Below are 11431 nucleotides of genomic sequence, written 5' to 3' on the forward strand. Positions count from 1 at the left end.
GCGCACAGCGGGCTGCATCCCGCTCAAAAAACGGCTTCGCCGTTTTTTGATTTAAAGCAGCATGGTACCCACGCCCTCGTCGCTCAGCAGCTCGATGAGAATGGAGTGGGGAATGCGCCCGTCCAGAATGATGGTGCTCTTCACGCCGGAGCGCACCGCCTCCACGCAGCAGTCCACCTTGGGAATCATGCCGCCGGTGATAACTCCGTCCTTCACCAGACCGGGCACCTGGGACAGCTCCACCACGGGCAGCAGGGTGTCCTCGTCGTGGGGATCCCGCAGAAGGCCCCGCACGTCGGTGAGCAGGATGAGCTTCTCGGCCTTCAGGGCCACTGCCAGCTTGGCCGCTGCCGTGTCCGCGTTGATGTTGTAGGCCGTCTCGGCGTCCTCCCCCTGGGCCACCGTGGAGATGACCGGGATATAGCCGTCGTTCAGGCTGTCGTTCACGATGGCGGGGTTAACATGGGTGACCTCACCCACCAGGCCGTACTTCTCGTCCAGCTGCCGGGCCATGAACAGGCCCGCGTCCAGGCCGCACAGGCCGATGGCCCGGCCTCCCATGTGGTTGATCATGGCGGTCAGATTCTTGTTTACCTTGCCGCAGAGCACCTGCTGGACCACGTCCATGGTCTCCCGGTCGGTGTACCGCAGGCCGTCTACAAAGCGGGACTCCTTGCCGATCTTCTTCAGCATATCGCTGATCTCCGGCCCGCCGCCGTGGACCACCACCACGTGGACGCCCACCAGGTGGAGCAGGATGATGTCGGAGATGACCGCGTGGCACAGCTCGTCGGAGATCATGGCGTTTCCGCCGTACTTCACCACCACGGTCTTGCCGTAGTACTTCTGAATATAGGGCAGGGCCTCGGCCAGAACCTTGGCCCGCTCCACGTGGGTATCGGACATTGCCTTCGCCTCCATGGGGTTTATCAGGTTCTGTAATCCCCGTTGATTTTCACATAGTCGTAGGTCAGGTCGCAGCCCCAGCAGGAGGCCTCGTGCTCCCCCTCGTGGAGGCACACGTCGATGACCACACTGTCCCGGGAGAGGATGTTCTTGGCCTTCTCCTCGTCGAAGTCCAAGCCCGCGCCCTTCTGGCACACCAGAATCTCACCCAGGTCGGAGGCAAACTTCACGTCCACGTACTCGGGCCGGAAGGGTGCCTTGGAGTAGCCCATGGCGCACAGCACGCGGCCCCAGTTGGCGTCGGCGCCGAACATGGCCGCCTTCACCAGGGGGGAGCCCACCACCGCCTTGGCCAGGCGCTCGGCGCTCTCTTCGCTGCGGGACTGCCACACATGGCAGGTCACCAGCCGGGTAGCGCCCTCGCCGTCCCCGGCGATGCACTTGGCCAGGTACTCGCAGACATGGTGCAGGGCCTGGACAAAGAGGGTATAGCTGTCGTCCTTCCACTCAATGAGAGGGTTGCCCGCCATACCGTTGGCCAGCACCACGCACATGTCGTTGGTGGAGGTGTCCCCGTCCACGGTGACCCGGTTGAAGGTGCGGGGCACAATCTCATGGAGGGCATCCTGGAGCATCTCGTGGGTGATGGCACAGTCGGTAGTGACAAAGCAGAGCATGGTGCCCATGTTGGGGTGGATCATGCCCGAGCCCTTGGCGATGGCGCCGATGGTCACGGTCCTGCCACCGATGACGGTGGTGACGGCGATCTCCTTCTTCTCCGTGTCAGTGGTCATGATGGCATGGGCCGCGTCGTCGGAGCCGCCCTCCTTCTTCAGCTGTCCCGCCAGCACGGGCACCCCCGCCTCAATGGCGGCGATGTTCAGGGTCTGGCCGATAACGCCGGTGGAGGCCACCACAAAGTCGGAGGGCTTGAGGCCGGTGGCGGTCGCCGCCGCCTCGCACATCTTCTTGGCGTTCTCGTGCCCCTGAGGGGCGCAGGCATTGGCGTTGCCTGAGTTGGCGATGACGCCCCGGGCTACGCCGTCCTCCAGGTGCTCCATGGTGACGTACAGCGGCGCGGCCTTCACCCGGTTCATGGTATACACCGCCGCCGCGGTGCATTCCTGCTCCGAGAGAATCATGGCCAGGTCCTTCTTGCCGGAGAGATAGTCGGTCATGGAGGGGACCACGGGCTGGTTTCCGTCCGCCAGGCCCTTCTTCACGCCGCAGCGGATACCGCCCGCTGTAAAGCCGATAGGTGCGGTGACGCCGCCGGAAATCTGCTTCATTGTTCACACTTCCCTTTCAATGCCGGCGTGGATGCGCCGGAGTGTTCCTTTATTTTACAGCAAGGCCGGTGGTTTCGTCCAGCCCCAGCATGAGATTCATGTTCTGTACCGCAGCGCCGCTGGCTCCCTTGCCCAGGTTGTCAAAGCGGGAAACAATCAGGGTCTGATCCACGTTTCCGGTGACGGAGATCTCCAGGTTATCGTATCCGGAGAAGGCGTTGGCCGCCAGCATGCCGCTCTCGCTTCCCCAGGGAGCCACCCGCACCATGGTCTGGTCCTCGTAGTAGCGGCCCAGCAGCTCGCAGATGTCCTGGGCTGTGGGCTTCCCCTTCAGCAGGGCGTTGTGGAGCTGAATCCCCGTGGCCATGCCTTTATAGTAGTCGTCCACAATGGGGCTGAACACGGGCGGATGCTCCAGCCCGGACAGGGCCTGCATCTCGGGCAGATGCTTGTGCTTGAGACCCGTGCCGTAGATTCTGGGGCTGTAAAGGCCTTCCGCCTTCCCCTCTCCCTCGTACTCGGCGATCATCTTCTTCCCGCCGCCGGAGTAGCCGGTGAGGGAAAAGCAGGTGACGGGATAGTCCGCCGGAAGGATATCCATGGCCACCAGCGGCGCGGCGATGCTGAGAAAGCCGGTGGCATGGCAGCCCGGATTGGCCACCCGCTTGGCGAACTTAATCCGCTGCCGCTGGCCTGCCAGCAGCTCGGGGAAGCCGTACACCCACCCGGCTGACGTGCGGTGGGCGGTGGACGCGTCGATCACCCGGGTGCCGGGGTTGTCGATGAGCCCCACCGCCTCCGCCGCCGCCCCGTCGGGCAGACAGAGAAAGACAATGTCCGCACCGTTGAGGTACTTCTTCCGCTCTGTAATGTCCTTTCGCTTGTCATCATCTATCAGCAGAAGATTGATGTCCTCCCGGCCGGACAGCCGGTCATAGATCTGCAGGCCGGTGGTACCCTCTTTGCCATCAATATACACATTGGCTTTCATGCTTCTCTCGCCTCGATAAACGTCTTGATGTCGGCAGTCTGCACTGCTCAGCGGAAAGCTGTCTCACCGCTCCGCTCTGCGGATATGTTCTCTGATTTCTCCCTCGTGCTGCCTGCAATAGGCATAGCTGCTTCTCATAAAATCTTCCATGCGCTGTGTTCTGTACATCTCGTCCAGCGTATCCAAAATCAGTTTGCCGCCCACCTCCATGTCAAAGAAATAGGGGTAAATACAGCCGCCGTTTTCTCTTGGAAAGTAAGGATTGACAGAACTGAGGCGGTTATCACGCATCACCGACTCAACAACCATCTCGCTCAGAATCCATTTCAGGGATGGACGTTCATATTCGTCATAACTGTCATGGAACAGCCGATTCCATACATAGAACCACACGAAATGAATGATTTCATGGATGCTCCCGCCGATGGCGCCTTTTTCGCTGTTCAGATAGAAAACATCATATCGGTGCTCTTTCAGAAAACGTGGTGCAACCGGATTCATGCTTAGGTTGCACTGCAGATCCTGAAACAGCTTGCCGCAATCCACACCGAACGCATCCGACAATGCCGCGGTGATCTGTTCTTTGCATACAGACCAATAATTGCGGTATAAGTCCACCTTTTGGTTAATTGTATCTTCCTGCTCAGCATAAACCGCCCGCATTATTTTCTCAATGTACTCTCTCCTGCCGCAAAAAGAAAGGCCGGCGGCATAAGCTCTGTCAAGCTGCGGATAAAAATGGTAGAGCGGCTCCGTCCAAAATCCGGGCTGATCATCTCTCTGAAATGCCATGATGCTTTCCAGCATATAATCTACACCGGGATTGAGAAATGTTACTTCCATATTAAACTCCCTTTTTGCTGCAAGGTTTGAATCTGGAACAAGAGCGCCGCCCCCCTTTTCGCACGATACCGGTCAGAAGGCAGGCCTTATTATACAGGTGTATCCTAATCGTGCTCAGCCGCGGTCCCTCGCCCCGATAAACGCCTGAATATTGGCAATCTGCTGCTCTACGGCCTCCCTGGCCGGACCGCCATAGACCTTTCTGCCGTTGACGCAGGTCTTGAGCTCCAGGGCGTGGTACACGTCCTCGTCAAAGGCGGCGGAGATGGAACGGAAGTCCTTCAGCGGCAGGGTGTCCAGCGTCTCGCCGGTCTTGATGCACATGTTCACCAGCCTGCCCACGATCATATAGGCCTCCCGGAAGGGCATGCCCTTCTTCACCAGGTAGTCGGCGCAGTCGGTGGCGTTGATAAAGCCGCCGGAGGCCGCCTTGCGCATGTTATTGGGCAGCACGGTCAGGGTGTCCAGCATGGCGGTAAACACAGGCAGGCACATCTCCACCGTGTCGATGGCGTCGAACACCGGCTCCTTGTCCTCCTGCATGTCCTTGTTATAGGCCAGAGGCAGGCCCTTCATGACGGTGAGCAGGGTGATGAGAGAGCCGTACACCCGGCCCGTCTTGCCCCGGACCAGTTCGGCCACGTCCGGATTCTTCTTCTGGGGCATGATGGAGGATCCGGTGGAGTAGGCGTCGTCCAGCTCCACGAACTTGAACTCCCAGGAGCACCAGAGGATGATCTCCTCGGAGAACCGGGACAGGTGCATCATCAGGATGGAGCAGGCGGAGAGAAACTCAATGGCGAAGTCCCGGTCGGAGACCGAGTCCATGGAGTTGTCGGTGGGCTTGGCGAAGCCCAGGGCTGCGGCGGTCTGGAACCGAGCCACCGGGTAGGTGGAAGTGGCCAGAGCGCCCGCCCCCAGGGGGCACTCGTCCATCCGCTCCAGGCAGTCCTCCAGCCGGGTCACATCCCGGCGAAACATGTTGGCGTAGGCCATCATGTAGTGGGCAAAGGTGGTGGGCTGGGCACGCTGGAGATGGGTATAACCGGGCATGACGGTCTCCAGGTTGGCCTGGGCCTTCTTCACCAGCACCTTTTCCAGGTCCAGGCACATGCGGATGATAATGGGGATCTCCCGCTTGACAAAGAGGCGGAAATCCACCGCCACCTGGTCATTCCGGCTGCGGGCAGTGTGGAGCCGCTTGCCCGTCTCCCCCAGGCGGCCGGTAAGCAGGGACTCCACGTTCATGTGGATATCCTCATTGTCGGTGGTCAGCTCCACCCGTTCGGCCTTGATGTCCTCCAGGATGGCCTTCAGGCCGTCGATGATTTTCTCCGCCTCGTGCTCCTCAATGATGCCCTGCTTGCCCAGCATAGCGGCGTGGGCGATGGAGCCCTCGATGTCCTCCTGATAGAGCCGGGCATCAAAGGTGATGGAAGAGTTGAAGTCGTTTACCAGGGTGTCGGTCTCCTTCTGAAACCGGCCTGCCCACAGTTTCATAAGCCATTACCTCACTTTTCGCTCTGTTGCGGCAGAGCCGGAGAGCAGGCGTCCCCACGGTGGGAGGCGCCCGCCTTCCGGCTTTGTACGCGGTTCCTTATTTCAGTTTGCCCTGTTCCCGCAGCGCCTGGACGGTGTCGGGCAGGCCCCAGAGGTTGATGAAGCCCTGGGAGTCTTTCTGGTCGTAGTCGCTCTCCTCAAAGGTAACCAGGTTCTCGGAGTAGAGGGTCTCGGGAGAGGTGACGCCGGCGGTGATGATGTTGCCCTTGTAGAGCTTCAGCTTCACGGTGCCGGTGACGTGCTTCTGGGTCTCGGCAGCAAAGGCGGACAGTGCCTCCCGCAGGGGGCTGAACCACTTGCCGTTGTACACCAGGTCGGCAAAGTCCACCGCCAGCTTGCTCTTCATGTGGGCGGTGTCCTTGTCAATGGTGATCATCTCCAGCACCTCGTGGGCCCGGTAGAGGATGGTGCCGCCAGGGGTCTCGTACACACCGCGGTCCTTCATGCCCACCAGCCGGTTTTCCACGATGTCCAGCAGGCCGATGCCGTTGGCACCGCCCACTTCGTTGAGCTTGCGGATGATGTCGCTGGCCTTCATCTTCTCGCCGTTAAAGGCCACAGGCCAGCCCTTCTCAAAGTCCAGAGTAATATAGGTGGGGACGTCGGGAGCCTGGATGGGGCTGACGCCCATTTCCAGGAAGCCGGGCTTATCATACTGGGGCTCGTTGGCCGGGTCCTCCAGGTCCAGGCCCTCGTGGCTCAGGTGCCACAGGTTCTTGTCCTTGGAGTAGTTAGTCTCCCGGGAGATTTTCAGCGGCACATTGTGGGCCTCGGCGTAGTCAATCTCCTCGTCACGGCCCTTGATGTCCCACTCCCGCCAGGGTGCAATGATCTTCATCTCGGGGGCGAAGCGCTTGATGGCCAGCTCAAACCGAACCTGGTCGTTGCCCTTGCCGGTGCAGCCGTGGCAGATGGCGTCGGCGCCCTCCTTCTTTGCAATTTCCACCAGGCGCTTGGCAATAATGGGGCGGGCAAAGGCGGTGCCCAGCAGATAGTCCTCATACTTGGCTCCCATCTGCATGGACGGAATGATGACCTCGTCCACCATCTCGTCAGTCAGGTCCTCCACATACAGCTTGGAGGCGCCGGTCTTGATGGCCTTCTCCTCCAGGCCGTCCAGCTCAGTGCCCTGCCCCACGTCGCCGGACACAGCGATAATTTCAGGGTTGTTGTAATTCTCCTTCAGCCAGGGAATGATGATGGATGTATCCAGACCGCCGGAATAGGCAAGTACAACTTTCTTGATGTCAGCCATGGTGAACCCCTCCGTTTGCTTTGTTGGACACAGTCTACCACGCTCAGCAGAAAAATGCAATAGGTAGTTTGAATAAATATTCTATAAGCAAAAATATTTACATATATATATTCATTATAAACGAAATATTCTGGTTTTTATTCATGCCCTACCTATTTCCACAATTAATTCTGCCAGCAAGGCTTATGCCACTTGTCCTACCTTCTCCTTGTGCTCTTCTAACATATGAGTTATAATAAATACAAAATTCTCACAAGAGAGAGATTTTTCCTCACATGCTAGGAAAGCAAATAATTTTTACATAGGAAACGAGGGATTTGTCTTGACTGACAAAGACCAGAAGCGGTTAAGCCGTTATATTGACAGCTATTACAGCAGTTATTTTCAAATGGACGCTATTTATAACGAATGGGCTTCCCATCACAAAATTCAGGATACCACGCTGTTCGTACTTAATGAAATCAGCAAGCATGAGTACTGCACTCAGCGCAGTCTTCACGCTTGTCTCGGCTATTCCAAACAGACGCTCTCCTCCTCTCTCCGCCGTCTGGAGCAGGAAGGTATCATTATCCGGCAACGCACCGTCCATGACCAGCGCAGCAATCTTATTCGCCTTACACCAAAGGGCAAGATTTACGCAGACAGACTCTTGTCCAGGCTTCATAAGGCAGAGATCCGCGCATTTCAGCTTTTGAGCCCAGATGAATGTGAACAGGTTTTGAGTGCTTTTCATAAGCTGACCGATGCTCTGGCCAACAGTATCCGCGCTGATATGGAGGCCCCTGCCGCGGATTAATTTCCGGACATGATGTACCAAAATACAAGGCTTCGAGAGAATAATATATGGTGGATAGTCATGTGCCGCCGTTATGCCGGTACATGACTATCCATTTTTTATGAATATATATGTTTATCATCCTTTTCCTTATAGTCAAATTTTTTACCATTTCTCTTTTCGTTTTGCTTAATCTCTTTTTGATAAATATTTTATTATTTCTGCATTATTGAACAATTTCTTTTCTCATTTCTCTTTTTTCTCATTTTCAGATAATAAATTTTTTTACCATATTCATCCTCTGCACGAATTTTATTTGTACACTTTTTCAGTTAATAGTGTTTCATTTTCTTAAAAAATTATATATTTTTTGCATATTATTTTATATTTCGCTTGACACTTCGCCTCATATTCTGTATATTATATGCATAACGAAGCGGCGCGCAGTGCTTCACATCGCTACTCCATACACCGTCTGTTGTCTGGAATTTCGGCAGATGATAGTTATGTCCAATCTCAACAAAGGATGTGAATACAGTGTCAGAACAAAATTCTTCTCCTGCCGTCCGTGACTACGATATCGATGAGTATGTTCCCATGGAAGCTCGCTACTATGGTATCAAGGAGATGGCTTCTGTCTGGATCTGTGCCAACGCAAACCCCACTTCATGGTATATGGGAACCATTATTGGTGCCCTTGGCTTGAGCGGCGCATTCCTGTCCGCCATTATTAGTAATCCTCTGGTATACCTTATCCTCGCTCTTGTGGGTATTATGGGATTTCGCGTGGCATCCAGCACCATGGGTTTGGTACGGGTTCCCTTTGGTGTAGTTGGAAGCAAACTTCCCTCCTTTATTAACGCACTTCAATTTGTCGGCTGGTGCGGTGTCAACACTTATATCGCGGCTGTTCCTTTGTCCAACCTCATCACCAGCTTTACCCACGGTGATCCCACTTCCACCCCGATGATTGTCCTTTCTGTTGTAATTATTCTGGCCATTACCAGTCTTATTGCAATCTTCGGAGGTGCCAAGTGGATCGGTTTTGCGCAAAACCTGGCCGTTATATGTCTGATCATTCTCAGCGTTTGGATTTCCGTCCAGGTCTTCCGCACATTTTCTCTGGACAGCATCGCTACATGGACGCTTGACTCCAGGTCTGAAAATCTCTCTTGGTCCATCACCTTCGGATCCGCCATGGATTCCTTTGCCGCCTTTGGCTTCGCCTGGGTAATGGCTGTGGCAGATTATACCCGCTATACCAAAAGCAAAACAGCTGCCACTGTTGCACCTATGGCAGGCGCGGCCTTTGGAATGCTCTGGTTCTGCATGATCGGTGCGGTGAGCGCCATTGCAGTAGCCGTTCTCAACGGCGGTATTTTCGACCCCATGTCCGCTGATCTCAGCTATATCTGCTCTTCTCTCGGAATGGGACAAATCGCCAATCTGCTTATTGTACTCTCCACTATTGCAGTAAACATGATTAATGTCTATTCCGGTGGTTTCTCCGCCGCCAATGTCAGCCGCAAACTTTCCCCTAAACTTTCCATGTGTATTATTTCTGCCGGCGCCCTGCTTCTGGCACTTACCCCACTGCTTTTTGACAGCTTTTTGGATACATTTCAGATATTTTTGGGCTATCTGGGAGCAGTATTTCCTCCCTGTATTGCCATTCTGGTGGTAGACTATTACTTCATCCGTAAAAAAGAGTATGACATCACTCAGTTCCAGGCAAAGGATGGCCCTTACTGGTATTGGAAGGGCATCAATCCCACAGCCATTGTCTGCTTCCTGCTCGGTGTTGTAACGTATTTTGCAGGCCAGCAGCTTCCGTTCATCATGTCCACTATTGGTGCAGTGTTCTTCTGCTTCCTGGTAACTGGTCTGTTGTATTTTGTGTCCGCCAAACTTCTTCGCAAGCCAGTAATGTAAGGAGGTTCTCCTCATGTGTTTTTCTGTCATTATCGGCCGTGATGCCAGTGCAACCGGTCATGTTATGTTGGCCGCCAATGATGATTGGCCTGGCTGCCCCGGTCACGTACATCATGTTCCCAGAAAATCTTGGGCTCCTTCCGACCAGTTCATGACAGTCAAAGGCGTTCCCATCCCTCAGGCTCCCACCACGTTTGGATATACCTACTCTTCCGCAGCTTACGAAACCGGAACCCGTCCTGTCTCCTGGGCAGATGGAGTCAATGATCAGCGAGTGGCCGTCTCTATGCAGGGCGTGTACGCTTTTGCCAACTATCAGCGAGCCGGTGACCTGCTGGAGGCCGATGATTTGGTTATCCTGATGCTTGAACGGGGAAAAACTGCTCGGGAAGCCATCCAGCTTGCCGGTGATCTCATCGCCCGGTACGGTTTTACTGTCTCCTCTATCCCCGGCGCAGAAGGTACAGTCTGTATGGCGGTTGCCGATCCGCAGGAGGGCTTTTTTCTTGAATTAGGGCCAGGCGGATATTGGTGTGCCCGACGGGTAGATGACGATAAGGCAGAGTGCCGTCCCAACTGTTTTGGTATTGGAGAGATCGACTTTGCCGACTCTACTCGCTTTCTCTGTTCACCAGGCCTTTATGAGTTGGCTGTGGAAAAAGGATGTATCCATTCTGGAGCCCCTCTGAATTTTGCTTTTGCTTTTGGCGGAGATTATTCTGAACTCAACTCAGGCTACGGCGGTGCACTTAACCCTGTCAATACGTTCCGCAAATGGGGGACCCTTCACCGGCTTTGCGGACTGGATATCCCTCTGGATACTCAAATATATGATTGCCGCCCGCTGCAGGCAGTGACTCGCTCTGATTTGATGGAACTTATGCGGGATACTTTGGCGGGAACCCCCTATGACCTGGCCCTCCGCCCCGAAGCCGGGCCTCATCACAATCCGTTTTGGATGGAAATAAGCACCAGCATCGCTCAAAGCGGAACTGTAATCTGTATGCTAGCCGATCTTTCCTCTGCTCTTCCTGACGCGCTAGGCAGTTCTATCTGGTTTGCATTCGGAAACGTCTGTCTCTCTCCTTTCATCCCCTGTTATACCGGTGGATGCGGCCTCCCTGCCGCCTATCAGCGTGGCGAGTGCGGTGATTTCAGAGCGGAGGACGCCTGGTGGACTTTCCAAGAGACCGCTCAGCTCTGTGAGCGCAACTATGAAGCCATCGCCCCCACAGAGGTCATTCCGGTCTATCACGCACTGGAGGAACAGTTTGCGCAGGACATGGAACAGGCGGAGCAGCAGGCCGCCGCTCTTTTCCCTCGAGCTCCTGAGGCCGCTTTAAAAGTTCTAACTGACCTCACAGACCGTCAGTCTCTCCAGGCACTTGACATCGCCTCACACATTGCCAGAAAGGTAAAAGGAAAATATCTCTGCAACACTATTCTGGACTGGGTATAATCACTCCTTGCTCTTCTTTTGCAGGCAACACATTGTTGGGCCCCGCACACAGCTTCTGTTTCTGTGTGTGGGGCCTGATTGTTGGTTTAGGGTATTACGGATCATTCGAAATCCAGCTGTTGCCGTCGGCATAGTGGAGCACCACACTGTCCAGCTTGTATTATCCTCTGCAGCCACAGTCTTATCCCGACACAAAACAAGCTCTGTCACTGCGCTCCCCCTCTCGGATGTTTTGACCGGTCTCAACCATTAGACGTCCCAGCTACCCAGCCGGGTTCAGAAAAAATATATTTTCAAAATTTCGTGGCCGGAAACAACCTGCCGGATTCCTCCCTTTCCCCAGTCAAACAACATTTTACACTTGCAACTTATCTCATTTTCCTGTATAATGCAACGATGTGTTAGAGCGGGCGGGCAGAGC

General features: G+C 55.0%; 9 protein-coding genes. 3 read left to right on the plus strand and 6 right to left on the minus strand.

Translation table 11 applies throughout. From position 1 onward, the window contains the following. Positions 1 to 51: 51 nt before the first annotated feature. From argB to Q0K06_RS04395, 6 genes are all read right to left on the minus strand, one after another. On the minus strand, positions 52 to 906 hold the full coding sequence (argB, locus tag Q0K06_RS04370; protein WP_294549047.1) for an acetylglutamate kinase: 855 nt from the start codon (positions 904 to 906) through the stop codon (positions 52 to 54). A 23-nt stretch (positions 907 to 929) separates the two neighbouring features. Next, complete coding sequence (gene argJ, locus Q0K06_RS04375) at positions 930 to 2195, minus strand: bifunctional glutamate N-acetyltransferase/amino-acid acetyltransferase ArgJ (RefSeq protein WP_294549049.1); 1266 nt, start codon at positions 2193 to 2195, stop codon at positions 930 to 932. Between the two features lie 49 nt (positions 2196 to 2244). After that, on the minus strand, positions 2245 to 3186 hold the full coding sequence (argC, locus tag Q0K06_RS04380) for an N-acetyl-gamma-glutamyl-phosphate reductase (protein ID WP_294549051.1): 942 nt from the start codon (positions 3184 to 3186) through the stop codon (positions 2245 to 2247). A 63-nt stretch (positions 3187 to 3249) separates the two neighbouring features. After that, a complete protein-coding gene (locus tag Q0K06_RS04385; protein ID WP_294549054.1) occupies positions 3250 to 4029 on the minus strand; it encodes a hypothetical protein in 780 nt (259 codons plus the stop codon). 114 nt (positions 4030 to 4143) lie between these two features. After that, positions 4144 to 5529 (minus strand): argininosuccinate lyase, encoded by a 1386-nt coding sequence (gene argH / locus Q0K06_RS04390; RefSeq protein WP_294549057.1) that lies wholly within the window; start codon positions 5527 to 5529, stop codon positions 4144 to 4146. A 97-nt stretch (positions 5530 to 5626) separates the two neighbouring features. Beyond that, positions 5627 to 6844: an argininosuccinate synthase gene (locus tag Q0K06_RS04395; RefSeq protein WP_294549060.1), complete on the minus strand. Its 1218-nt coding sequence runs from the start codon at positions 6842 to 6844 to the stop codon at positions 5627 to 5629. 322 nt (positions 6845 to 7166) lie between these two features. Between Q0K06_RS04395 and Q0K06_RS04400 the strand changes: the two genes are divergently transcribed. The 3 genes from Q0K06_RS04400 (at position 7167) to Q0K06_RS04410 (ending at position 11010) form a co-directional block, all read left to right on the plus strand. Then, positions 7167 to 7640 carry a MarR family winged helix-turn-helix transcriptional regulator gene (locus Q0K06_RS04400; protein WP_294549062.1) on the plus strand — a complete coding sequence of 158 codons (474 nt, stop codon included), beginning with the start codon at positions 7167 to 7169 and terminating at the stop codon, positions 7638 to 7640. Between the two features lie 516 nt (positions 7641 to 8156). Next, positions 8157 to 9551 (plus strand): cytosine permease, encoded by a 1395-nt coding sequence (locus Q0K06_RS04405; RefSeq protein WP_294549064.1) that lies wholly within the window; start codon positions 8157 to 8159, stop codon positions 9549 to 9551. 13 nt (positions 9552 to 9564) lie between these two features. Beyond that, the gene (locus tag Q0K06_RS04410) at positions 9565 to 11010 is read left to right on the plus strand and encodes a C69 family dipeptidase (RefSeq protein ID WP_294549066.1); all 1446 of its coding nucleotides are present in this window, start codon (positions 9565 to 9567) and stop codon (positions 11008 to 11010) included. Positions 11011 to 11431 lie beyond the last annotated feature (421 nt).

The sequence above is a fragment of the uncultured Pseudoflavonifractor sp. genome (assembly GCF_944387805.1).
Taxonomy (GTDB): Bacteria; Bacillota; Clostridia; order Oscillospirales; family Oscillospiraceae; genus Pseudoflavonifractor.